This is a genomic window from Blastococcus sp. SYSU DS0539 (assembly GCF_054050855.1).
In genome coordinates this window covers 124,163-147,221 of sequence record NZ_JBJHAF010000012.1, presented here as the reverse complement: position 1 = coordinate 147,221, position 23,059 = coordinate 124,163, and the positions used below count along the sequence as shown (strand labels likewise).

At 74.2% G+C, this 23,059-nt stretch carries 22 protein-coding genes; 4 read left to right on the top strand and 18 right to left on the bottom strand.

The features are described from left to right. Positions 1 to 88: 88 nt before the first annotated feature. On the bottom strand, positions 89 to 1,426 hold the full coding sequence (locus tag ACI790_RS15530; RefSeq protein WP_456570682.1) for a replication-associated recombination protein A: 1,338 nt from the start codon (positions 1,424 to 1,426) through the stop codon (positions 89 to 91). Between the two features lie 35 nt (positions 1,427 to 1,461). On the opposite strand from ACI790_RS15530, the gene ACI790_RS15525 reads away from it, so the two are divergent. From ACI790_RS15525 to ACI790_RS15515, 3 genes are all read left to right on the top strand, one after another. Further along, the gene (locus tag ACI790_RS15525) at positions 1,462 to 2,322 is read left to right on the top strand and encodes an aldo/keto reductase (RefSeq protein WP_456570681.1); all 861 of its coding nucleotides are present in this window, start codon (positions 1,462 to 1,464) and stop codon (positions 2,320 to 2,322) included. A gap of 161 nt (positions 2,323 to 2,483) precedes the next feature. Then, positions 2,484 to 2,798 (top strand): hypothetical protein, encoded by a 315-nt coding sequence (locus ACI790_RS15520; protein WP_456570680.1) that lies wholly within the window; start codon positions 2,484 to 2,486, stop codon positions 2,796 to 2,798. Further along, entirely contained in the window at positions 2,720 to 3,352 is a 633-nt protein-coding gene (locus ACI790_RS15515; RefSeq protein ID WP_456570679.1) for a hypothetical protein, read from the top strand. Before ACI790_RS15520 ends, ACI790_RS15515 begins: the two co-directional genes overlap by 79 nt. A gap of 100 nt (positions 3,353 to 3,452) precedes the next feature. Here the strand turns inward: ACI790_RS15515 and ACI790_RS15510 are convergent, their stop codons facing one another. From ACI790_RS15510 to ACI790_RS15490, 5 genes are all read right to left on the bottom strand, one after another. Continuing rightward, a complete protein-coding gene (locus tag ACI790_RS15510) occupies positions 3,453 to 4,544 on the bottom strand; it encodes a pyridoxal-phosphate-dependent aminotransferase family protein (protein WP_456570678.1) in 1,092 nt (363 codons plus the stop codon). 241 nt (positions 4,545 to 4,785) lie between these two features. Next, complete coding sequence (gene aspS, locus ACI790_RS15505) at positions 4,786 to 6,561, bottom strand: aspartate--tRNA ligase (RefSeq protein ID WP_456570677.1); 1,776 nt, start codon at positions 6,559 to 6,561, stop codon at positions 4,786 to 4,788. 29 nt (positions 6,562 to 6,590) lie between these two features. Next, positions 6,591 to 7,586, bottom strand: a complete 996-nt coding sequence (locus ACI790_RS15500; RefSeq protein ID WP_456570676.1) for an aldo/keto reductase — start codon at positions 7,584 to 7,586, stop codon at positions 6,591 to 6,593. Then, on the bottom strand, positions 7,583 to 8,848 hold the full coding sequence (hisS, locus tag ACI790_RS15495; protein WP_456570675.1) for a histidine--tRNA ligase: 1,266 nt from the start codon (positions 8,846 to 8,848) through the stop codon (positions 7,583 to 7,585). Before hisS ends, ACI790_RS15500 begins: the two co-directional genes overlap by 4 nt. Then, positions 8,845 to 9,531, bottom strand: coding sequence for an MBL fold metallo-hydrolase (locus ACI790_RS15490; RefSeq protein WP_456570674.1), 687 nt, complete (start codon positions 9,529 to 9,531; stop codon positions 8,845 to 8,847). The genes hisS and ACI790_RS15490 overlap by 4 nt, the downstream gene beginning before the upstream one ends. A gap of 159 nt (positions 9,532 to 9,690) precedes the next feature. Here ACI790_RS15490 and ACI790_RS15485 point away from each other — a divergent pair, with 159 nt between their 5' ends. Further along, positions 9,691 to 10,536, top strand: coding sequence for a peptidylprolyl isomerase (locus ACI790_RS15485; protein WP_456570673.1), 846 nt, complete (start codon positions 9,691 to 9,693; stop codon positions 10,534 to 10,536). A 48-nt stretch (positions 10,537 to 10,584) separates the two neighbouring features. On the opposite strand, the gene ACI790_RS15480 is transcribed toward ACI790_RS15485, so the two are convergent. The 12 genes from ACI790_RS15480 to pdxS form a co-directional block, all read right to left on the bottom strand. Then, positions 10,585 to 13,038, bottom strand: a complete 2,454-nt coding sequence (locus tag ACI790_RS15480) for a RelA/SpoT family protein (protein ID WP_456570672.1) — start codon at positions 13,036 to 13,038, stop codon at positions 10,585 to 10,587. Positions 13,039 to 13,129: 91 nt separating this feature from the next. Next, positions 13,130 to 13,717, bottom strand: a complete 588-nt coding sequence (locus tag ACI790_RS15475) for an adenine phosphoribosyltransferase (RefSeq protein ID WP_456570671.1) — start codon at positions 13,715 to 13,717, stop codon at positions 13,130 to 13,132. Next, positions 13,714 to 15,045: a protein translocase subunit SecF gene (secF, locus tag ACI790_RS15470; protein WP_456570670.1), complete on the bottom strand. Its 1,332-nt coding sequence runs from the start codon at positions 15,043 to 15,045 to the stop codon at positions 13,714 to 13,716. Before secF ends, ACI790_RS15475 begins: the two co-directional genes overlap by 4 nt. After that, positions 15,042 to 16,700 carry a protein translocase subunit SecD gene (gene secD / locus ACI790_RS15465; protein WP_456570669.1) on the bottom strand — a complete coding sequence of 553 codons (1,659 nt, stop codon included), beginning with the start codon at positions 16,698 to 16,700 and terminating at the stop codon, positions 15,042 to 15,044. The genes secF and secD overlap by 4 nt, the downstream gene beginning before the upstream one ends. A gap of 14 nt (positions 16,701 to 16,714) precedes the next feature. Then, the gene (gene yajC / locus ACI790_RS15460; protein ID WP_456570668.1) at positions 16,715 to 17,029 is read right to left on the bottom strand and encodes a preprotein translocase subunit YajC; all 315 of its coding nucleotides are present in this window, start codon (positions 17,027 to 17,029) and stop codon (positions 16,715 to 16,717) included. A gap of 147 nt (positions 17,030 to 17,176) precedes the next feature. Then, positions 17,177 to 18,301 (bottom strand): Holliday junction branch migration DNA helicase RuvB, encoded by a 1,125-nt coding sequence (gene ruvB / locus ACI790_RS15455; protein WP_456570667.1) that lies wholly within the window; start codon positions 18,299 to 18,301, stop codon positions 17,177 to 17,179. Beyond that, positions 18,298 to 18,933, bottom strand: a complete 636-nt coding sequence (ruvA, locus tag ACI790_RS15450; RefSeq protein WP_456570666.1) for a Holliday junction branch migration protein RuvA — start codon at positions 18,931 to 18,933, stop codon at positions 18,298 to 18,300. Before ruvA ends, ruvB begins: the two co-directional genes overlap by 4 nt. After that, positions 18,930 to 19,499, bottom strand: coding sequence for a crossover junction endodeoxyribonuclease RuvC (gene ruvC, locus ACI790_RS15445; RefSeq protein ID WP_456570665.1), 570 nt, complete (start codon positions 19,497 to 19,499; stop codon positions 18,930 to 18,932). The genes ruvA and ruvC overlap by 4 nt, the downstream gene beginning before the upstream one ends. A 92-nt stretch (positions 19,500 to 19,591) precedes the next feature. Continuing rightward, on the bottom strand, positions 19,592 to 20,353 hold the full coding sequence (locus ACI790_RS15440) for a YebC/PmpR family DNA-binding transcriptional regulator (RefSeq protein WP_456570664.1): 762 nt from the start codon (positions 20,351 to 20,353) through the stop codon (positions 19,592 to 19,594). A 2-nt stretch (positions 20,354 to 20,355) separates the two neighbouring features. Then, positions 20,356 to 21,012, bottom strand: coding sequence for a pyridoxal 5'-phosphate synthase glutaminase subunit PdxT (pdxT, locus tag ACI790_RS15435; RefSeq protein WP_456570663.1), 657 nt, complete (start codon positions 21,010 to 21,012; stop codon positions 20,356 to 20,358). 23 nt (positions 21,013 to 21,035) lie between these two features. Further along, on the bottom strand, positions 21,036 to 22,127 hold the full coding sequence (locus tag ACI790_RS15430) for a heparan-alpha-glucosaminide N-acetyltransferase domain-containing protein (RefSeq protein ID WP_456570662.1): 1,092 nt from the start codon (positions 22,125 to 22,127) through the stop codon (positions 21,036 to 21,038). Positions 22,128 to 22,129: 2 nt separating this feature from the next. After that, a complete protein-coding gene (pdxS, locus tag ACI790_RS15425) occupies positions 22,130 to 23,038 on the bottom strand; it encodes a pyridoxal 5'-phosphate synthase lyase subunit PdxS (protein ID WP_456570661.1) in 909 nt (302 codons plus the stop codon). Positions 23,039 to 23,059 lie beyond the last annotated feature (21 nt).

Genomic DNA, 23,059 nt, shown 5'->3' with positions numbered 1-23,059 from the left:
GTTCTGAAGGGACTCTGCGCCGGGAGCGGACTCCGGCCTCGTCACAGTAGTCGCGGCCCCCCGCCGCCGTCCGTGCCCCGCCGGGGCGTCACCGCTGTCGTCTGATGATCGCCCGGAGCTTGGCCAGCCGTTCCCCGAGCCGCGCCTCGGCGCCGCGGCCGGTCGGCCGGTAGTAGTCCTTCCCGACCAGCGCGTCCGGCGGGTACTGCTGGGGGACGACGCCGTCGGGGTGGGCGTGCGGATAGACGTAGCTGGTGCCGTGGCCGAGCTTCTTCGCCCCGCCGTAGTGCGCGTCCCGCAGCCCGGGCGGCACCGGCCCGCCCAGCCCGGCCCGCACGTCGGCCATCGACTCGCCCATGGCCGCGGTGACGGCGTTGGACTTGGGCGCCGTGGCGAGGTGGACGACGGCCTGCGCGAGCGGGAAGTGCCCCTCCGGCATGCCGATGAAGGCGACCGCGTCCGCGGCGGCGACCGCGGTGAGCAGCGCCGTGGGGTCGGCCATGCCGATGTCCTCGCTGGCGCTGATGACCAGCCGGCGGGCGATGAAGCGCGGGTCCTCCCCCGCCGTGACCATGCGCGCCAGGTAGTGCAGCGCGGCGTCGACGTCGCTGCCCCGGATACTCTTGATCAGCGCGCTGGCGACGTCGTAGTGCATGTCGCCCTGCCGGTCGTAGCGCACGGCCGCCTGCGCGACCGCCGTCTCCAGCGTGGCGAGGTCGATCTCCGTCGCGCCGACCGCCTGGGCGGCGCCCGCGCCGGACTCCAGCGCGGTCAGCGCCTTGCGCGCGTCACCGCCGGCCACCCGGACCAGGTGGTCCTCGGCCTCGGGGCTGAGCGTCAGCGCCCCCGCGAGCCCGCGCTCGCTGGTGAGCGCCCGGTGCAGCACCGCGCGGACGTCGTCGTCGGTGAGCGGCTGCAGCGCCAGCACCAGGCTGCGGGACAGCAGCGGGCTGACCACGGAGAAGAACGGGTTCTCGGTGGTCGCGGCGATCAGGCTGACGATCCGGTCCTCGACCGCGGACAGCAGGCTGTCCTGCTGGGTCTTGGAGAACCGGTGCACCTCGTCGATGAACAGCACCGTGCGGCGGCCGGCGTAGGTGAGCTCGCGCCTGGCGCTCTGGATGACCGCGCGCACCTCCTTCACCCCGGCGTCCAGGGCGGAGAGCTGCACGAACTGGCGCTTGGTGGCCAGCGAGATGACGTGCGCGAGCGTGGTCTTGCCGGTGCCGGGCGGGCCGTAGAGGACCAGCGACATCGGCTCGTCGGACTCGACCAGCCGGCGCAGCGGGGCGCGGTCGCCGAGCAGGTGCTGCTGGCCGACGACCTCCTCCAGCGCGCGCGGCCGCATCCGCACGGCCAGCGGCGCCCCGGCGTCGACCGCCGCTTCGGCAGCCGCCTCCACGGGGTCGTCGAAGAGCGAGGTCACGGTTCAGACGCTACCCGCGGGGCACGACACGCCCCGTGCAGCAGCGACGCATCGGGAACCTGACCGTGGGCGCCATCGGGCTCGGGGCCATGCCCCTGTCCACGAAGGACGCCCGCCCCTCGCCCGGCGACGCCGTCGCGGTGGTCCACGCGGCGCTGGACGCAGGTGTGACGCTCGTCGACACCGCCGACGCCTACTCCCGGGACGAGGCGGAGTTCGGGCACAACGAGTCGCTGGTGGCCGGTGCCCTGCGGTCCTACGGCGCCGGCGCCGCCGACGTGCTCGTCGCCACCAAGGGCGGGCACACCCGGCGGGGCACCGACTGGGAACTGGACGGGTCACCGGCCTACCTGCGCCGGGCCTGCGAGGCGTCGCTGCGCCGGCTCGGCGTCGAGGCGATCGGCCTCTACCAGTTCCACCGGCCCGATCCGGCCACGCCGTGGGAGGAGTCGATGGGGGCGCTGCGCGCGCTCGCCGACGACGGACTGGTGCGGATGGTCGGCATCTCCAACGCCGACGTCGGGCAGATCGACGTCGCCCGCACGATCGTGGGCGAGGCGCTGGTGAGCGTGCAGAACCAGTTCGCCCCCGGCTGGCGGCACTCCGCCGACGAGCTGGCGCACTGCGCCGCCCACGGGCTGGCCTTCCTGCCGTGGAGCCCGTTCGGCGGGGTCACCGCCGCCGGCTCGTTGGGGTCGACGGCGCCGGCGTTCACCGAGGTGGCCGGCGAGCTGGGCGTGTCCGTGTACCGGGTGGCGCTCGCCTGGCACCTGGCCCAGGCCGACGTCGTGGTGCCCATCCCCGGCGCCTCCCGGATCGGGTCGGTCCAGGACTCCGTGGCCGCCGACGAGCTCACCCTCTCCCCCGACCAGCTGGCCCGCCTCGACGCGAGCTGATCGCCGCCCCGGCCGAGTGAGCAGTTGGTGCCGCCGACCCGCGCAGCCACGCCGACGGGGGCGACCACGACTGCGCACTCGGCGGATCCACAGGCCCGCGGGCTGTCCACCGGTCCCCGACGGACCGGCCGTGACGGGCGCGCGCGCCCCACCGTCGGCCCATGGACCACCGGGAACTCCCACCGACCTACACGCGCGCTCTGGCCACGGCGGCCGGCCTGACCCGGGCGCAGCTCCGGGACGACGGCCGCCGCATCACCCGCGGGGTCTACGTCTCCCGGGCCGTGCCGCTGGGGCTCCGTGCCGCCTGCCACGCCGTGCTCCCGGTGCTGCCGCCCGGCACGGTCTTCTCGCACCTCACCGCCGCCGCGTTGTTCGGCGCACCGGTCGAGCACCGGTGGCCGGTGACCGTGAGCGTCCCCCGGGCACCTACCGGCCGCGGCGGGAGCGGCTGCGCACGCACGTCCGGCACCTGACCGAGGACGACGTCGTCCGGCACCACGGCCTGCCGTCGACCAGCGGCGCCCAGACGTGGCTGGACCTGGTGGGCCTGCTCCCCGACGGTGAGCTCGTGGCCGTGGGCGACGCCCTCTTCCGGTCCGGCCATCTGGACGGGGCCCGACTGGACGGCCGGCTGCAGCGGGCCGGGGGCACCCGCGGGATCGTCGTCGCGCGCGCCCTCGCGCCGCTGCTCACCTCGCGTGCCGCCTCCCGGCCGGAGAGCCTCGTGCGGTACGCGGTGATCAGTGGTGGACTGCCCTCCCCCGAGGTCCAGGTGCCGATCCTGGACCGGTGGGGTCAGGAGGTCGCGCACGCCGACCTGGGCTGGGCACGGTGGAAGGTGGCCCTGGAGTACGAGGGCCGCCAGCACGCGGAGGCCGGGCAGTTCGGGCGCGACATCGACCGCTACTCGCTCATGGCGGCGGACGGGTGGCTGGTGCTCCGCTTCGCCGGCAGGCACCTCGCGCACCTGGACACCGTGGTGAGCCGGGCCGCGGGCGCCCTGCGGAGTCGCGGTGCCCGGTGGTGACCGACCGTCGAGTGAGCAGTTGGTGCCGCCGACACGCAGGGGCGCGCCGGGACCGGCAGCGACAACTGCTCACTCGGCCGCGGGGGACGCCCGGGCGGCGTCAGCGGCCGAGGACGTCCTTCAGGGCGGCCAGCACGAGGCCCACCTTGGCCGGCGAGGCGTTCGGGCCCATCAGACCGATCCGCCACACGGTCGCGGCGAAGGCGCCCACTCCCCCGCCGATCTCGAGGTCGAAGCGCTCCAGCAGCTCCGCGCGCACCGCGGCCGAGTCGACACCGTCGGGCACCTTCACCGTGGTCAGCTCCGGGAGCCGGTGCCCCTCGGCGGCGAAGAGCTCGAGACCAAGCTCGGCCAGCCCCTCGTGCAGCAGCCGCCCGGCCTCCGCGTGCCGCGCGTGCACGGCGTCGAGCCCCTCGTCGAGGATGCGTCCGAGCCCCGCGTGCAGCGACACGACCATGCCCGTCGGCGCGGTGTGGTGGTAGGTGCGCCCACCGGTGCCGGCCGCCTCGCCGGCGTACCCGCCGAGCATGCCAAGGTCGAGGTACCAGCTCTGCGGCTTCTCGATCCGCCGCTCCCAGGCCCGGTCGTTGATGGTGAACGGGGCGAGCCCCGGTGCGACGCCGAGGCACTTCTGCGACCCGGAGTAGGCGAGGTCCACGCCCCAGTCGTCCAGCTCCACCGGGATGCCGCCGAGCGAGGTCACGCAATCGGCCAGCAGCAGGGCGTCGCCCTTGCCGGCGGCGAGCGGCGCCAGGTCGGATCGGACACCGGTGGAGGTCTCGGCGTGCACGGCGGCGATCAGCTTCGGCGCCGGGTGCGCGGCCAGCACGCGCTCGGCGTCCACCGGCTGCCCCCACTCGTGCTCCACGGCGACCACCTCGGCCCCGCACCGCGAGGCGACGTCGACCATCCGCTGCCCGAACAGCCCGTTCACCGCGACGACGACGACGTCGCCGGGGCCCACGGTGTTGACGAACGCCGTCTCCATGCCCGCCGACCCGGTGGCCGAGAGCGGGAGGGTGCGCCGGTTCGCCGTCCCGAACACCTGCCGGAGCCGGTCGGACGTCTCGTCCAGCACCTGCAGGAACACCGGGTCCAGATGACCCAGCAGCGGCTGGGCCAGGGCGACCTGCGCCTCCGGGTAGGGGTTGGACGGGCCGGGACCGAGCAGGGTGCGGGCGCGCAGCGACATGCCCGGGACGCTACCGGCGATTGGTGTGCCGCCGCGCTCCCGACCGCCGTCCGCGCACCGCCGCCGGCTCCCGCGTGACCCGTGCCGCCCAGGACGGCCGTGCCCGCGCCGGAGCAGGCGGCTCCACAGGGGTGCCGGGCAGTCCGTCTCTGCCCGCCCAGGGTGGGCAGAGACCGACTGCGCGGAGAACCCTGTCGAGACCTCGCCACGGCCCGGCGGCGGCCCGCGGCGGACCGGCTGACTACTTGGTCGGGTCGGACGGGCCGGGGGCGCCCGGCTCGCCGGGCAGCGCGGGCTCCTCAGGCTTCGCGTCGATGCCGGCCTCCGTGCGCTGGGCCTCGGTGATCGGCGTCGGCGCACCGGTCAGCGGGTCGAACCCGGCGCCGGTCTTCGGGAAGGCGATGACCTCGCGGATCGAGTCCACCCCGGTGAGCAGCGCGGTCAGCCGGTCCCAGCCGAGCGCGGCACCGGCGTGCGGGGGCGGGCCGTAGGCGAACGCCTCGAGGAAGAACCCGAAGCGCTCCCGGGCCTCCTCGCGCGACATCCCGAGCGTCTCGAACACCCGCTCCTGCAGGTCGGCGTCGTGGATGCGCACCGAGCCGCTCATGACCTCGTTGCCGTTGATCACCATGTCGTAGGCGTCGGACAGCGCCGCGCCCTTGTCCTCGGCGAACCGGTCGCGCCACTCGGGCGTGGGCGAGGTGAAGGGGTGGTGCATGAACGTCCAGTCGCCGTCCTCGGTCTCCTCGAACATCGGGAAGTCGACGACGAACAGGAACGACCAGGACCCGGGCTCGATGAGCTCGAGCCGCTTGGCGATCTCGTTGCGGGCGGCGCCCAGCAGCTCCTGCGCCGAGCGCCGCGCCCCGGCGGCGAAGAAGACGCAGTCACCGGGCTTCGCCCCGACCGCCTCGACCAGGCCGGCGCGCTCGGCGTCGGAGATGTTCTTCGCCACCGGCCCGCCGAGCGTGCCGTCCTCGGCGATCGTCACGTAGGCCAGCCCGCGGTAGCCCCGCGACTTCGCCCAGTCCTGCCACGCGTCGAACGCCCGGCGCGGTTGCGAGCCGCCGCCCGGCATGACGACGGCGCCCACGTAGGGGGCCTGGAAGACGCGGAACGGGGTGTCGGCGAAGTAGGACGTCAGCTCGGTGAGCTCGACGCCGAACCGCAGGTCGGGCTTGTCGGAGCCGAACCGGTCCATCGCCTCGCGGTAGGTCATCCGCGGGATCTCGGGCACCTCGTAGGAGGCCAGCTCCCGCCACAGCGAGCGGACGACGTCCTCGGCGATCGCCAGCACGTCGTCGCGCTCGACGAAGCTCATCTCGAAGTCGAGCTGGGTGAACTCCGGCTGCCGGTCGGCGCGGAAGTCCTCGTCCCGGAAGCACCGGGCGATCTGGTAGTACCGCTCCAGCCCGCCGATCATCAGCAGCTGCTTGAACAGCTGCGGCGACTGCGGCAGCGCGTACCACTTGCCCTGCTGGAGCCGCACCGGCACGAGGAAGTCGCGGGCACCCTCGGGCGTCGAGCGGGTCAGGTTCGGCGTCTCCACCTCGACGAAGCCGTGCTGCGCCATCACGCCCCGGGCCACCCGGCTGACCTCCGACCGCAGTCGGATCGCCTTCGCCGGCCCCTGCCGGCGCAGGTCGAGGTAGCGGTACCGGTAGCGGACGTCGTCCGAGGCGGCCTGGTCGGTCTCGATCGGGAACGGCAGCGGCGCCGCGGCCGATAGCACCCGCAGCTCGGAGGTGGCGACCTCGACCTCACCGGTCGGCAGCTCCGGGTTCTCGTTGCCCTCCGGACGGCGGCGCACCTCACCGGTCACGAGCACGCAGTACTCGTTGCGCAGGTGGTGGGCCTCTTCCTCGCGGACGACGACCTGCACGTACCCGGAGGCGTCGCGCAGGTCGAGGAAGACCACGCCGCCGTGGTCGCGGCGGCGGGCGACCCAGCCGGCGAGGGTGACGGTGGTGCCGGCGTCGGACGCGCGGAGCGTGCCGGCGTCGTGGGTGCGAAGCAAGGTCGGGCCTCTCAGGACGGAAGGGTGGGTTACCAGCGGTCGTGCACGTGCGGGCGGATGCGCTCGTCGTACAACCGCTCGAGGTCGGCGAGCTGGGCGTCCGACAGCGGCGCCATCGTGGCCGCCGCGACGTTGCCCCGGACCTGGGTGACGTTGCGCGCGCCCGGGATGACGGTGGTGACGCCGGGCTGGTCGATGACCCAGCGCAGGGCGAAGGCGGCCGTGGGCACGGCGTCGCCGGCGATCGCGGCGACCTCGCGGGCGGCGGCGACACCGACCTCGAAGGGGACGCCGGCGAACGTCTCGCCGACGTCGAAGGCCTCGCCGTTGCGGTTGAAGTTCCGGTGGTCGTCGGCCGGGAACGTCGTCGTCTCGTCGTACTTGCCGGTGAGCAGCCCGCTGGCCAGCGGCACGCGCGCCAGGATCCCGACGCCGGCCTCGCGCGCGGCGGGCAGCAGCTCCTCCAGCGGCTTGCGCCGGAAGATGTTGAGGATGACCTGGATCGTCTGGACGCCCTCGTGCTGCAGCGCCGTGAGCCCCTCCGCCACGGTCTCCACCGAGACGCCGTAGGCGGCGATCGAGCCGTCGGCCACGAACCCGTCGAGGGTGTCGTAGACCCGCTGGTCGGAGTAGACGGCGGTCGGGGGGCAGTGCAGCTGGACCAGGTCGAGGGTGTCGACGCCGAGGTTGCGGCGGGAGCGGTCGACCCACGCCCGCAGGTTCTCCGGCGTGTACTGCGCGGCCTCGAACGGATCGGCGCGCCGGCCGGCCTTGGTCGCCACGAAGGGCTGCTCCGAGCGCGGGGCCAGCGCCTTGCGGATGCGCTCCTCCGAGCGGCCGTCGCCGTAGACGTCGGCGGTGTCCAGCAGCGTCACCCCGGCGTCCAGCGCGGCGTCGAGGACCTCCGCGGCGGTGTCCTCGTCGACGTCGCCCCAGTCACCGCCGAGCTGCCAGGTGCCCAGGCCGATCACGCTGACGTCGGCCCCGGTCCGGCCGAGCGGCCGCTGCTCCATCGAAGAACTCATCCCTCCACACTCGCACGCACCGTCTCGAACAGCTCGCCCACGGGGACGGGCCGCTGCTCACCGGTGCGCAGATCCTTCAGCTGGCCCACGCCCTCGGCCAGGTCGCGCTCGCCGATGACCACGACGTGCGTGGCCCCCGACCGGTCGGCCGCCTTCATCGCGCCCTTGAGCCCGCGGTCGCCGTACACGGTGTCGGCCGCGACGCCGGCCTGCCGCAGCCGCCCGACCAGCCGGACCGCCAGCCGCTTCGCCTCGGCGCCCAGCGGGACGACGAACGCCTGCACGCCCGCCACCGCGCCGATGTCGAGGCCCTCGGCCTGGACGGCGAGCAACGTGCGGTCGACGCCGACGGCGTAGCCGATGCCGGAGACGTCCGGCCCGCCCAGCGCCGCGGAGAGCCCGTCGTAGCGCCCGCCGCCGCCGATGGCCGACTGCGCGCCGAGCCCGGAGTGCACGAACTCGAACGTCGTCTTCGTGTAGTAGTCCAGCCCGCGCACCAGCCGCGGCGCCTCGGTCCAGGAGACCCCCAGATCGGTGAGGTGCTGGCGGACGGCGTCGTAGTGGGCCCGGGTGGAGTCCGACAGGTGGTCGACCATCAGCGGGGCGTCGTCGAGCTGGGCCTGCACCTCGGGCCGCTTGTCGTCGAGCACCCGCAGCGGGTTGATCGCCGCCCGCCGCCGGGTCTCCTCGTCCAGGTCCAGCTTCGCCAGGTGGGCGACGAGCAGCTCCCGGTACTGCGGCCGGCAGGTCGCGTCGCCCAGCGAGGTCAGCAGCAGCTCGAAGTCGGTCAGCCCCAGGTCCCGGAACCCCTGGACGCCGAGCGCCACCACCTCGGCGTCCAGCGCCGGGTCGTCGACGCCGAGCGCCTCCATGTCCACCTGGGTGAAGTGCCGGTACCGCCCGGCCTGCGGCCGCTCGTAGCGGAACGCCGAGCCGACGGTCCACAGCTTCACCGGCAGCGCCCCGCCGTGCAGCCGGTGCTCGATGAAGGCCCGCATCAGGCCGGCGGTGAGCTCGGGGCGGAGGGTCAGCGAGCGGCCGCCGCGGTCGTCGAAGGTGTACATCTCCTTCGTGACGACGTCGGTGGACTCCCCCACCCCGCGGGAGAAGACGGCGGTCTCCTCGAACACCGGCGTCTCGACGTAGCCGTAGCCGGCCCGGCGCAGCGGGGCGGTCAGCGTGTCCCGGACGGCGAGGAACCGGGCCGAGTCCGGCGGCAGCGTGTCGAAGGTGCCCTTGGGAGCGGTCAGCCCGCCGCTCACAGCCCGCGTCCCTTGGCGGGGGCCTGGGCGGCCTCGGCCAGGTAGGGGTTGGTGGCCCGCTCCCGGCCGATCGTCGTCGCCGGGCCGTGGCCGGGGAGCACCACCGTCGCGTCGTCCAGCGGCAGGACCACGTCGCGCAGCGAGGTGAGCATCGCGTCCCACGACCCGCCGGGCAGGTCCACCCGGCCGACGGATCCGGCGAACAGCACGTCGCCGGCGAGCAGGCCGGGGGCCTCGCCGAGGTCGAGGGAGAACATCACCGAGCCCTGGGTGTGGCCGGGCGCGTGCCGGACGGTGAGGTCCACCCCGGCCAGCGACAGCACCGCGCCGTCGTCGAGCGTCCGGACGTCGGACGGGTCGGGCAGCCGGACGCCGGTGATCAGCGGGGCCAGCTGCGGCCCGTGCCAGCGCACCGGGTCGCTGAGCATCCCGAAGTCGTCGGGGTGCAGGTAGGCGGGGATGTCGTAGCCGTCACACACCGGCAGCACCGAGAAGGTGTGGTCCAAGTGGCCGTGGGTCAGCACCACCGCGACCGGCTTGAGGCCGTCCTCGGCGAGCATGCGGGCCAGGGGCTCGACGGCGTCCATGCCGGGGTCGACGACGACGCACTCCTGCCCCGGTCCGGAGGCGACGGCGTAGCAGTTGGTGCCGAACGCGCCGGCGGGGAACGAGCGGATGAGCACCCGTGCAGGTTACGCGGGGGCGCACGGGGGTTCCGGCGCTGCCAGGGATCCCCCAGCCCGGCCACCTAGACTCGCACCCCGATCAGCGCCGCAGCCGCCCGTCCGCACCGCCGTCGAGGCCGCCCACCGCGCCCCCGTCCGCCCGAGGAGTCCGCACCCGTGCCCACGAACAAGCAGCGTCGCGAAGCCGCGCAGCGCCACCTGCAGCGTCAGCTGGAGCGCCGCGCCGAGCAGGCGAAGAAGCGCCGCCGCACCCTGGGCATCCTGCTGACCGCGCTCGCCGTCGTCGTCGTGGTGGGCGTGGCGCTGCTGGTCACCGGGGTCTTCGGCGGCGACGACGAGGACGTCACCGCGGCCGATCCCACGACGCCGACCACGTCGTCCCCCACCAGCTCGCCGGCCGCGCGCACCACCAACGCCGACGGCACCGTCACCTGCGAGTACCTGCCCGACGAGTCGGGGAACACCAACCTCACCGACGTCGGCACCCCGCCCAGCCCGGAGGCCACGCCCACCCAGGGCACGGCCACCCTCCTGATGAGCACCAGCCAGGGCGACCTCACCCTCACGCTGGACCGGGCGAAGGCCCCGTGCGCGGCGGCCAGCTTCGTGTACCTGACCGAGCAGGACTTCTACGACGGCACCTCCTGCCACCGGCTGGTCAACGCCGAGACCTTCGGCGTCCTGCAGTGCGGCGACCCGACCGGCACCGGCGCCGGCGGCCCGAGCTACAAGTACGCCGAGGAGGTCACCCCGGAGACGACCTATCCGCGGGGCACGATCGCCATGGCGAAGACCGCCGCGCCCAACAGCACCGGCGGCCAGTTCTTCCTCACCTTCGTCGACACCGAGCTGCCGCCGGAGTACACCGTCGTGGGCTCGATCGACGAGGCCGGGCTGGCGGTGCTGGACGAGGTCGCGGCCGGTGGCGTCGAGGGCGCCGAAGGCCCCGGTGACGGCGCGCCGGTCATCCCGGTGACCATCGAGGACATGGCCGTGCTGTGACCTCGTCGGCCTGCCGGCCGGCACCGCGGCCAGGGAGCGTACCGCCTGTTACGCGGTGACGCGCTCGACGTCGAAGACGCCCTCCACGTTGCGCACCGTCTGCAGGACGGCGCCGAGGTGCGCCGGGTCGGCGAGCTCGAAGGTGAACCGGCTGACCGCCACGCGGTCGCGGCTGGTCTGCACCGAGGCGGAGAGGATGTTGACCCGCTCGTCGGCCAGGGCCTTGGTGACGTCGGAGAGCAGCCGGTGCCGGTCGAGGGCCTCCACCTGGATGGCCACCAGGAACACCGAGCCCGGCGACGACGCCCACTCGACCTCGACCAGGCGTTCAGGCTTGCTCCGCAGGTCGCCGGCGTTGGTGCAGTCGGTCCGGTGCACGCTGACGCCGCCGCCGCGGGTGACGAAGCCGAGGATGTCGTCCCCGGGCACCGGGGTGCAGCACTTGGCGAGCTTGGCCCAGACGTCGGTCATCCCGTGCACGATGATCCCCGGGTCCCCGCCGGCGGCGCGGCGCGCGACCGGGCGGCGGGTCGGGATCGCCGTCTCGGCGATGTCCTCGGCGGCCCCCTCGCTGCCGCCGAGGGCGGTCATGAGCTTCTCGACCACGGAGGCGGCCGAGAGCTGGTTCTCCCCCACCGCCGCGAACAGGGCGGTGACGTCGGCGAAGCGGAGGTCCTTGGCCAGCGTCGACAGCGCCTCGCCGCCGAGCAGCCGCTGCAGCGGCAGGCCCGCCTTGCGCATGGCGCGGGTCAGGGCCTCCTTGCCGGCCTCGACCGCGTCCTCGCGGCGCTCCTTGGTGAACCACTGCCGGATCTTCGTGCGGGCCCGCGACGAGCCGACGAAGGTCAGCCAGTCCTTCGACGGGCCGGCGGTGGGCGACTTGGAGGTGAAGATCTCGACGACGTCGCCGTTGGTCAGCTTGCTGTCCAGGGAGACCAGCGAGCCGTTGACCCGGGCGCCGATCGTCCGGTAGCCGACCTCGGTGTGCACCGCGAACGCGAAGTCGACCGGCGTCGCCTCGCCGGGGAGGCTGACGACGTCGCCCTTCGGCGTGAAGACGAAGACCTCCTGCGGGCCGAGGTCGTAGCGCAGCGTCTCGAGGAACTCGCCGGGCTCCTGGGCCTCGCGCTGCCAGTCCAGCAGCTGGCGCAGCCACAGCATGTCGTCGGGCGAGCCGGCCTTCGGCGGGGCGCCGAACTCCCCGGCGCTCGGCTTGCCGCCGGCGCGGGCCTTCTCCTTGTACTTCCAGTGCGCGGCGATGCCGTACTCGGCGGTGCGGTGCATGTCGTGCGTGCGGATCTGCAGCTCGACCGGCTTGCCCTGCGGGCCGATCACCGTCGTGTGCAGCGACTGGTACATGTTGAACTTCGGCATCGCCACGAAGTCCTTGAAGCGGCCCGGCACCGGCTGCCAGTGGGCGTGCATGATGCCCAGCGCGGCGTAGCAGTCCCGCACCGAGTCGACCAGGATGCGGATCCCGACGAGGTCCCAGATGTCGGTGAAGTCCCGGCCGCGGACGATCATCTTCTGGTAGATCGAGTAGTAGTGCTTGGGCCGGCCGGTGACGACGGCGTCGATCTTGGCCGCCTTGAGCTGCTCGTTGACCGTCGTGGTCACCTCGGCCAGGTAGGTGTCCCGGGACGGCGCCCGCTCGGCCACCAGCCGCACGATCTCGTCGTAGCGCTTGGGGTACAGCGTGGCGAACGCGAGGTCCTCGAGCTCCCACTTGATCGTGTTCATGCCCAGCCGGTGGGCCAGCGGAGCGAGGATCTCCAGCGTCTCGCGCGCCTTCTTCTCCTGCTTCTCGGGCGGGAGGAAGCGCAGCGTGCGCATGTTGTGCAGCCGGTCGGCCAGCTTGATGACCAGCACCCGCGGGTCGCGGGACATCGCGACGATCATCTTGCGGATGGTCTCGGCCTGGGCGGCGTCACCCAGCTTGACCTTGTCGATCTTGGTGACGCCGTCGACGAGGTGGGCGACCTCCGACCCGAAGTCGGTGGTGATCGTCTCCAGGGTGACGCCGGTGTCCTCGACGGTGTCGTGCAGCAGCGCCGCGATCAGGGTGGTCGTGTCCATCCCGAGCCCGGCGAGGATGGTGGCGACGGCGAGCGGGTGGGTGATGTACGGGTCGCCGCTCTTGCGCTTCTGCGCGGAGTGCGCCGCCTCGGCGACGTCGTAGGCGCGCTGCAGCAGCGCCAGGTCGGCCTTGAGGTGGCTCTGCCGGTGCAGGGCGGCGAGCGGTTCGAGCACCGGCCGCACCAGGCCGCTGCGCTGACCGGCGACGATCCGCCGGGCCAGCCGGTCGCGCACCCGGCGCCGCGGCGCGCCCGACTCCGGGTCGAGCGGCTCGGCGCCGACGTCGTCGGGACGGCGCACCACGGGGCGCTCGGGCAGCGGGCTCCGGACCGGCGCGTCGCCCGCCGGCCCGGGGGCGGTGGCCTGCGTCCCCGCGGCCGGACCGGGCGGCGCGGCAGCCGTGTCGGCGGCTACTTCGGAGGCCACGGCGACTCCTGCGGCTGGCAGAGGGGGGACCTCCACCATCCTAGCGGGACCGGGCGCGGGGGCGCCGCGCCCGGGAGCCCCGCCTCCCCCGTCAGGTGGTCCAGAGGGAGTGCACGGTGTGCGGCGCCAGCACCTGCCGGCCACCGAGCGCGGCCAGCTCGACGACCACCGCGACCGCGGCGACCACGCCGCCCAGCTGCTCGACGAGCGCCACCGCCGCCGCCAGCGTGCCGCCGGTGGCCAGGACGTCGTCGACGACCAGCACCCGCTGACCCGGCCGGATGGAGTCCGAGTGCAGCTCCAGGGTCGCGGTGCCGTACTCCAGCGCGTAGTCGGCGGCGATCCGCTCGCGCGGCAGCTTCCCGGCCTTGCGCACCGGGACGACGCCGACCCCGGCGTCCAGCGCGACGGCCGCGGCGAGCAGGAATCCGCGCGCCTCCACGCCGACGACGACGTCGAAGTCCCGGGGACCGGACCCGCTGTCCGCCAGCGCGGCCGCCCGCGGGTCGGACACCGCAGGCGCCGCCAGCCCGTCGACCATGCGCCGGAAGGCCGGCCCGTCGGCGAAGACCGGGGTGAGGTCGCGGAAGACGACGCCGGGCTCCGGGTGGTCCGGGACGTCGACGGTGAGCGAGGCGATGAGCTCGTCGAGCGGCTGCTCGGCGGTGGTGCCGCTCACCGGCGTCGCTTGGCCGCGGGCCGGCGGGAGTCGGGGCGCTGCGGACGGGCACCGGGACGCGGCGCCGCGGTCGCACCGCGGGCCGGCTCCGGCCGCACCGACGACGGCGACTCGACGACCACGTCGGCGGCCACCGCCTCCGGCAGGTCGGCCACGGCGGTGGCGCCGCCGGACCGGCGCCGGCGGGCGCTGGCCACCGGACCGGCCGGCACGCCGCCGGTACGGGCCGCCGAGGAGCGCCGGGCCAGGACCCGGCGGCGCAGCGCGGCCTGGGCCGGCTCGCGCTCCTTGAGGTCGGCCACGATCGGCGTCGCCAGGAAGATCGACGAGTAGGTGCCGGCGGCCAGGCCCACGAACAGCACGAGCGCGAGGTCCTTGAGGGTGCCGACGCCGAGCAGCCCGGCACCGACGAACAGCAGGCCGGCGACCGGCAGCAGCGCGATGATCGAGGTGTTGATCGACCGCATCAGCGTCTGGTTGACCGCCAGGTTCGCCGCCTCGCCCCAGGTCATGCGGGCGCTGCGCTCGAGGTCGCGGGTGTTCTCGTCCACCTTGTCGAACACCACGACGGTGTCGTACAGGGAGAAGCCGAGGATGGTGAGGAACCCGATCACGGTCGACGGGGTCACCTCGAACCCGATCAGCGAGTAGACCCCGGCGGTCACGATGATGTCGTGCGCGAGCGCCCCCATGGCGCCGACCGCCATCTTCGGCTGGAAGCGCACGGCCAGGAACAGCACGACGGCGACGAGGAAGACCACCAGCGCCACGAGCGCCTGGCTGGTGATGTCCTGGCCCCACTCGGCGCTCACCGACTCGGGGCTGACCTGGTTCGCGTCGATCCCGGTCGCGTCGGCCAGCGACTCGACGACGGCGCGCTCGGTGTCGTTGTCCAGCTGCTCGGTGCGGATGAGTAGCGTGTTCCCACCGACGACCTGGGCGGTGGCCACCTCGGCACCGGCGTCCTCCGCCGCGGCCCGGGCGTCCTGGAGCTGCTGCTCGGTGCCGGGCAGCCGGAAGCTGTTGCCGCCCTCGAAGTCGATGCCGAAGTTGAAGCCCCGGAAGACCATCGAGGCGAGGCACAGCAGCACGACGACCGCGGTGACCTTGTAGATCAGCCGGCTGCGCCCGACGACGTCCAGCCCGGCCTCGCCGTTGTACAGCCGGTGCGTGAGGCCGGCCCGCCGGCCACCGCCGGTCGCCGGAGCCGCCGGGGTGCCCTCGCCGCCGGGGTCCTGGGGCAGGCCGGCGTCGGCGAGCGCGTCCTCGCCGGCGCCCACCGGCGCCTCCTCCGGCGACTGCTCCGCCGGGTCCGTGGGGCGGGTCATGAGGTGCTCCTGTCCTGGCGGCCGGCCCCGGAGGCCGCACCGACGAGCTCGCGGTCGCGGGCCGGCGCGCCGGTGGCCGCACGGCGGGTGTGCTCGACCTGGCCGAGGCCGGAGAACCGGTTCTTGCCGAAGCCCTTGAACCGGGACAGCACCGCCATGAGCGGGTGGGTGAAGAGGAAGACGACGACGAGGTCGAGCACCGTCGACATGCCGAGGGTGAAGGCGAAGCCCTTCACGTCACCGATCGCCAGCAGGTAGAGGATCGCCGCCGCGAGGAAGCTGACCGCGTCGGCGGAGAGGATCGTGCGCCGCGCGCGGACCCAGGCCCGCGGCACGGCCGACCGCAGCGACCGGCCCTCGCGGATCTCGTCCTTGAGGCGCTCGAAGTAGACGACGAACGAGTCGGCGGTGATGCCGATCGAGACGATGAACCCGGCGATGCCGGCGAGGCTCAGCGTGAAGCCGATCTCCCGGCCCAGCACCACCAGGGCGCCGTAGACCACGAGCGCGGACAGCGCCAGGCTGGCGATCATGACCAGGCCGAGCAGCCGGTAGTAGAACAGCGCGTAGACGAAGACCAGCGCGATGCCGAGGGCGCCGGCGATCAGGCCCGCCTCGAGCTGCTCCTCGCCGAGCTCGGTGGAGATCGACTGCGCGGTGGCCTGGGTGAAGGTCAGCGGCAGCGCGCCGTACTTGAGCTGGTTGGCCAGCTCGGTGGCCGACTCCTGGTCGAAGTCGCCGCTGATCGTCGTCTGGCCGCTGATCGCCTGGTTGATCCTCGGCGCCGAGACGACGCGGCCGTCGAGGGTGAAGGCGACGCTGGCCCCGACGTTGGCGGCGGTGTAGGCCGCCCAGGTCGCGCGGCCGCCGGACTCGAAGTCCAGGAGCACGATCCAGCTGCCGTCGGTCGGGTCGGTCGCGGCGCTCGCGTCCGCGATCTCGGTGCCCTCGATGATCGTGGGGCCGAGCAGGTACTTGACGGCGCCGTCCGCGCTGCACGCGGCCACGTAGGACTCCGGCCGGTCGACGTCGCCGGTCACGTTCTCCGCCTCGCAGGTCAGCGTGGCGAACTCCGCGGCGGCCTCCTCCTGCGTCACGGCCGGGGCGCCGGGATCGGGCAGCGCCGGGTCCTCGACGGCGCCGTCGGCGGTCGCCTCGTCGCCCGCTGCCTCGTCCCCGGCCGCCTCGTCGACGGTGGCCTCGTCACCGGCGGCGCCGTCGGCGGTCTCGGCGCCCTCGTCGGCGGACTCCTCGGTGCCGGCGTCCTCGGCCGGGGCGGCCGCGGCCGGCCCCTCGATCACCGGGCGGAAGCGGAGCTGCGCCGTGGCGCCGAGCTCGCGGGCCTGCTCGCCGTCGTCCCCGGGGACCGAGATGACGATGTTGGAGTCACCTTCGGTGACCACCTCGGCCTCGGCGACGCCGAGGCCGTTCACCCGCTGCTCGATGATCCGGCGGGCCAGCTCCAGGTCCTCCTGGGCCGGTGCCTGGCCGTCGGGCGTGCGGGCGGTCAGGGTGACGGTCGTCCCACCGCGCAGGTCGAGACCGAGCTGCGGGCTGCGGGTGTCTCCGGTGAAGAAGACCAGCCCGTAGAGGAGGGCGACGATCAGCGCGAACGCGCCGAAGTAGCGGCCCGCGGGGAGCGAGCGGTTGGCCACCGGGGTCCGCCGGGTCAGACGGTGCCGTCGGCCGGACGCGAGGGGTCGTCGTCGACCGCCTGCGTCGCGTCGGCCGGGCGCCGCACCTCGAGGACGGCCTGACGGGCGAAGGTGACGACGACGCCGGGGGCGATCTCCAGGTCGAGCGTGGTGTCACCGAGCGCGGCGACGGTGCCGTGCAGGCCGCTGGTCGTCATGACCGGCGTGCCGATCGTGAGCGAGGCCTGCATGGCCGCGGTCTGCTCCTGCATGCGCTTGCGCTGCCGCGCGGGCAGCACGAACAGCACGACGGCCAGCACGGCCAGCATGATCAGCGGGAAGTACTCCACGACAGATGTGCCTCTCTTCCGCGGCTGGTGCTCCGCGGTGGGTGCGGTCCGGGACGGGACCGCTCGGGTACGTCGGCACCGGCGCGCGCGGCGACCGGACGGGACGGGCGCGCCCGGCCTGCGAGTTGCGCGCCAGCGTCCGGGAGTCTAGGCGTCGAACAGCGCCTCTGACGACGACCCCGGTGCCTGTGGGTCTGCTGTGACCCGACCGAGGGGGACGCCGCCCCGCGGCAGCGGCTGACCGAGGTGCCGCCAGGCCGCTTCGGTGGCCACCCGCCCGCGCGGGGTGCGGGCCAGCAGGCCGGCGCGCACCAGGAAGGGCTCGCACACCTCCTCGACGGTGTGCGGCTCCTCCCCCACCGCGACGGCGAGGGTCGCGACCCCCACCGGCCCGCCGCCGAACTTGACGACCAGCGCCTCGAGCACGGCGCGGTCGAGCCGGTCCAGGCCGAGGTGGTCGACGTCGTAGAGCGCCAGCGCCGCCTCGGCGACCTCCCGGGTGACCCGGCCGTCGGCCTCCACCTCGGCGTAGTCGCGCACCCGGCGCAGCAGCCGGTTGGCGATCCGCGGGGTGCCCCGCGAGCGGCCGGCGATCTCGGCCGACCCCTCGTCGGTCAGCTCCACACCGAGCAGCGCCGCGCTGCGGGCGAGCACCCGCTGCAGCTCGGCCGGCTCGTAGAACTCCATCTGGCCGACGAAGCCGAACCGGTCGCGCAGCGGGCCGGTGAGCAGCCCGGCGCGGGTGGTGGCTCCCACGAGGGTGAACGGGTTGATCTCCAGCGGGATCGCGGTGGCGCCGGGCCCCTTGCCGACGACGACGTCGACCCGGAAGTCCTCCATCGCCATGTAGAGGAGTTCCTCCGCGGGGCGGGCGATGCGGTGGATCTCGTCGATGAACAGGACGTCGCCGGGCGCCAGGTTGGAGAGCATGGCGGCGAGGTCGCCGGACCGCTCGATCGCCGGGCCGCTGGTGATCTTCACCGCGGTGCCGAGTTCGGAGCCGATGATCAGCGCCAGGCTGGTCTTCCCGAGCCCTGGCGGGCCGGAGAGCAGCACGTGGTCGGGGGTGCGGCCACGCCGCTTCGCCCCCTCGAGCACCAGGGCGAGCTGACGGGACACCTTGGGCTGGCCGATGAAGTCGTGCAGCGAGTGCGGTCGCAGCGCCGACTCGACGACCCGCTCCTCGTCACCCGCCTCCGGGGACACCGCCCACTCCGGTGGCACGTCCCCGGCGAGCTCGCCGGTCAGCGACCGGTCGAACGGGGCGGTCACGCCCTACCCAGCAGCCGGAGGGCCTGGCGCAGCAGAACGGCGACCTCGACGCTGCCGGTCGCGACCACCTGCTCGTCGGCGACCGGGGCCAGCTGGGTGACCGCGCCGTCGGCCTCCTTGGCGCTCCAGCCGAGCCCCACGAGCGCCGAGGTGAGCTGGTCGCGCCACGGGGCGACCGGGGTGACCGGCAGGCCGGCGGGCGCCGGCGCGTCGAGCGAGGTGTCGGTGCTGGTGGAGCCCAGGCGGTCGCGCAGCTCGAGGATGAGCCGCTCGGCGCCCTTCTTGCCGATGCCGGGCACCTGCATCAGCGCCTTCACGTCGGCGGTCGACACCGCCCGCCGGACCTCCCGCGGCGGATGGATCGCCAGCACCGCCTGGGCAAGCCGCGGCCCGACGCCGTTCGCCGTCTGGAGCAGCTCGAACAGCTGCCGCTCGTCGTCGTCGGCGAAGCCGTAGAGGGTGAGCGAGTCCTCGCGCACCACCAGGCTGGTGGCCAGCCGCGCCGCCTCGCCCACCTGCAGCCGGGCGATCGTGCCGGGGGTGCACTGCACCGACAGGCCGATCCCGCCGACCTCGACGACGGCGCCGTCGGGCCCCACCGCGGCCACGCGGCCGTGCACGCTGGCGATCATCGGGCCGCCACCCCGGTCCAGCGCGGCAACGTGGTGGCGCGCACGGGCGCGCCGATGCCACCGGCGATCGCGGCGGTGCGCAGCCGCTGCTGGGCCGGGCCGCGCCACGCGTGGCAGACCGCCAACGCCAGCGCATCGGCGGCGTCGGCCGGCTTGGGTGCGGCGGCGAGGCCGAGAACCCGGGTGACCATGAGGGTGACCTGCTCCTTGTCCGCCCGGCCGTTGCCGGAGATGGCCGCCTTGACCTCGCTGGGCGTGTGCCAGGCGACCGGCCGGTCGGCCTGCGCCGCGGCGAGCGCGGCGACGCCGGCCGCCTGCGCCGTCCCCGTGGCGGTGCCCTTGTTGTTCTGGGTGAAGACCCGCTCGATCGCCACGACGTCGGGCCGGTGCTCGCGCAGCAGCGCCGTCACGGCGGTGTGCAGCTCCAGCAGCCGCAGCTCGAGGTCCAGCTCCGGCATCGTGCGGACCACGCCGACGCCGATCGCCGTGGGTCGCGCGCCGGGACGCCCGTCGACCACCCCCCAGCCGCACCGGGTGAGACCCGGGTCGATGCCGAGCACCCGCATGGTCACTCTCCCGTCAGCCGAACTGGTGTTCGACCGAGGCTAACCGGCGACAGCGACGTCCCGGGGCCGCAACACGCCGCGCGACACCGGGCTCAGGCGTCGGCCGCGACCTGCTCCATGACCTCGTCGGGCACGTCGTAGTTGGCGTAGACGTTCTGCACGTCGTCGAGGTCCTCGAGGGCGTCGATGAGCCGGAACACCTTGCCCGCACCCTCGACGTCGAGCTCCACCTGGACGCTGGGCTGGAAGCCGGCCTCGGCGGAGTCGTAGTCGATGCCGGCGTCCTGCAGGGCGGTGCGCACGGCGATCAGGTCGCCGGGCTCGCAGATCACCTCCAGCGTGTCGCCGAGGTCGCGGACCTCCTCCGCGCCGGCGTCCAGGACGGCCATCAGCACGCTGTCCTCGTCCACCCCGTCGGCCGTGGGCACGACCACGACCCCCTTGCGGGAGAAGAGGTAGGAGACCGACCCCGGGTCCGCCATCGACCCGCCGTTGCGGGTCATGGCGGTGCGGACCTCCATGGCCGACCGGTTCTTGTTGTCGGTGAGGCACTCGATGAGCACGGCGACGCCGCCGGCGGCATAGCCCTCGTAGGTGATGCCCTGGTAGTCGACACCGCCGGCCTCGAGTCCGGCGCCGCGCTTGACGGCGCGGTCGATGTTGTCGTTCGGGACGGAACTCTTCTTCGCCTTCTGGATGGCGTCGAACAGCGTCGGGTTGCCCGCCGGGTCACCACCACCGGTGCGGGCCGCGACCTCGATGTTCTTGATCAGCTTGGCGAAGAGCTTGCCGCGCTTGGCATCGATGCCGGCCTTCTTGTGCTTGGTCGTCGCCCACTTGGAATGGCCGCTCACGACTAACCCCTCTCGTCCCCGGCGTCCAGGCCGGCCCTCTCGGCCAGGTCACGGCGCACGATGTCGACGAACAGCGCGTGCACCCGGCGATCCCCGGTCAACTCCGGGTGGAAGCTGGTGGCCACCACGTTCCCCTGGCGGACCGCGACGATCCTACCGTCGGCCGGACCACCGACGACCCGGCCGAGGACATCCACCCCCGGGCCGGCCTCCTCCACCCACGGGGCGCGGATGAAGACCGCGTGCAGGGCGCCGCCGTCCAGGCCGGCGAGGTCCACCCGCGTCTCGAAGGAGTCGACCTGCCGGCCGAAGGCGTTCCGGCGCACGGTGACGTCGAGCCCGCCGATCGTGGGTTGCTCCGGCGGCGCGTCCAGCAGCCGGTCGGCCAGCAGGATCATCCCGGCGCACGTGCCGTAGGCGGGCAGCCCCGCGCGGACGGCCTCGCGCAGCGGTCCGAGCAGGCCGAACCGGCCGGCGAGCCTGGCCATCGTCGTCGACTCGCCGCCGGGGACGACGACGCCGGAGACGTCGGCGAGCTCCTCCGGGCGGCGCACCGGCCGGGCCTCGGCGCCCTCGGCGCGCAACGCGGCCAGGTGCTCCCGGACGTCGCCCTGCAGCGCCAGGACCCCGATGACGGGAGGTGCGGAGCGGGTGGACACGGCCGCCGAGGCTACGGCGCTGCTCAGACGGCCGGGGACGACGGGGTGAGGCCGGCCGCCCGGCTCGACGTCGAGGTCAGCAGCCACTCCAGCGGCCCGCGGCCCACCGTGCGCCGCCAGACCCAGGCGCCGGCCAGCGCCGTGACGGCGAACCACGACCACGTGCCCGGGCCCTGCGCCGCCTCGGGGGCGACGTCCATCAGCACCCGGATCGCCACCAGGTGCGCGGTGTACACGGTCAGCGCCAGCGCCCCCACCGCGGCGACCGGCGCCGTCGCCCGCGGCAGCCGCTCGGCCACCAGCAGGCAGGCGACCACCACCAGGACGGCGAAGCCGGTGGAGCCGACCACCTCGAAGGTGGTCCCGCTGTGCGGCTCGGCGCCGGTCAGCCAGCGGACGTCGAAGACCTCCGGATCCCCGAAGCCGGCCTCCGGGCCCGCGGACGGCACACCGTCGGCCAGCCCGCGCGTGGTCAGCCAACCTCCGCCATAACCGGCCACCACGGCCGCGGCGCCCGCCGCCGCCAGCCGGCGCCGCACCCCGTCGGAGGCCAGGTCCAGCCGGCCCACCGCCAGGCCGACGAGGACGAAGGCGATCCAGAGCAGCGCCGGATAGGCGCCGGTGACCAGCAGCGAGGGGACGAGCTCGCCCGCCACCCCCGCCGTGGTCAGCACCTGGCCGCTGACCGCCAGAAGCGGCGGGACGACGACGGCGACGAGGGCCGCGGTGCCGAGCAGCCGGCGCACCGGCCAGCGGAGGAACGGCAGCACCAGGACGAAGAGCACCCCGTACACGCCGAGGATGACCGCGACGAAGGTGTCCAGCTGCTGCAGCAGCCAGCCGATGGCGAAGACCCACAGCGCGCGGATGAAGATCCGCAGCCGGACCCGGGTCAGCTCCGGGCCCGCCGGCGGCCTGGTGCGCCCGGAGAGGAGGGCGACCGAGACGCCGGCCAGGGTGGCGAAGAGGATGGACGAGCGGCCGTCGACGAGCGCGGTCCAGGTCCGCGGGTCGGGGCGCAGCTCGCCGCCCACCCGCATGTGCGCGGCGAACATGCCGAGCACGGCGAGCCCGCGCGCGACGTCCAGCCCGCCGATGCGGCGCTGGACGTCCACGCTCACCAGCCTCGGGTGGCGTACCGCTCGCTCTCCGGGAGCGTCGACACGTTGATGCCCACCATCGGCTCGCCGAGGCCTCGCGACACCTTCGCGATGACGTCCGGGTCGTCGAAGAAGGTCGTCGCCTGCACGATCGCCGCCGCCCGCTGGGCCGGGTCGCCGGACTTGAAGATGCCCGAGCCCACGAACACACCCTCGGCGCCGAGCTGCATCATCATCGCCGCGTCGGCGGGGGTGGCGATGCCGCCCGCGGTGAACAGCACGACCGGCAGCTTGCCGAGCCGGGCCACCTCCACCACCAGGTGGTGCGGTGCGCGCAGCTCCTTGGCGGCGACGAACAGCTCGGTCTCGTCGAGCGTGGCCAGCCGCCTGATGCCGGCGCGGATCGACCGCATGTGCCGGGTGGCCTCGACGACGTTGCCGGTGCCGGCCTCGCCCTTCGAGCGGATCATCGCCGCCCCCTCCGAGATGCGCCGCAGCGCCTCGCCGAGGTCGGTGGCGCCGCACACGAACGGCACGGTGAACGCGCTCTTGGCGATGTGGTGCGCCTCGTCGGCCGGGGTCAGCACCTCGGACTCGTCGATGTAGTCGACGCCGAGGGCCTGCAGCACCTGCGCCTCGACGAAGTGGCCGATGCGGGCCTTGGCCATGACCGGGATGGAGACCGCGCCGATGATCTCCTCGATCATGTCGGGGTCGCTCATGCGCGCGATGCCGCCCTGGGCGCGGATGTCGGCCGGGACCCGCTCCAGCGCCATGACCGCGACCGCACCGGCGTCCTCGGCGATCCGCGCCTGCTCCGGGGTGACGACGTCCATGATGACGCCGCCCTTGAGCTGCTCGGCCATCCCGCGCTTCACGCGGTCGGTCCCGGTCGCGGTGTCCGTCCGGTCGATGTGCTCTGCCACTGGTGTCCGCCTTCGGTCGGC

Bases quoted from the DNA above. Each gene is read 5' to 3' on its own strand.
- ACI790_RS15520 (WP_456570680.1), top strand. From the start codon at position 2,484: ATGGACCACCGGGAACTCCCACCGACCTACACGCGCGCTCTGGCCACG.
- ACI790_RS15510 (WP_456570678.1), bottom strand. From the start codon at position 4,544: ATGTCGCTGCGCGCCCGCACCCTGCTCGGTCCCGGCCCGTCCAACCCC.
- ACI790_RS15500 (WP_456570676.1), bottom strand. From the start codon at position 7,586: ATGAGTTCTTCGATGGAGCAGCGGCCGCTCGGCCGGACCGGGGCCGAC.
- secF (WP_456570670.1), bottom strand. From the start codon at position 15,045: ATGACCCGCCCCACGGACCCGGCGGAGCAGTCGCCGGAGGAGGCGCCG.
- ruvA (WP_456570666.1), bottom strand. From the start codon at position 18,933: ATGATCGCCAGCGTGCACGGCCGCGTGGCCGCGGTGGGGCCCGACGGC.
- ruvC (WP_456570665.1), bottom strand. From the start codon at position 19,499: ATGCGGGTGCTCGGCATCGACCCGGGTCTCACCCGGTGCGGCTGGGGG.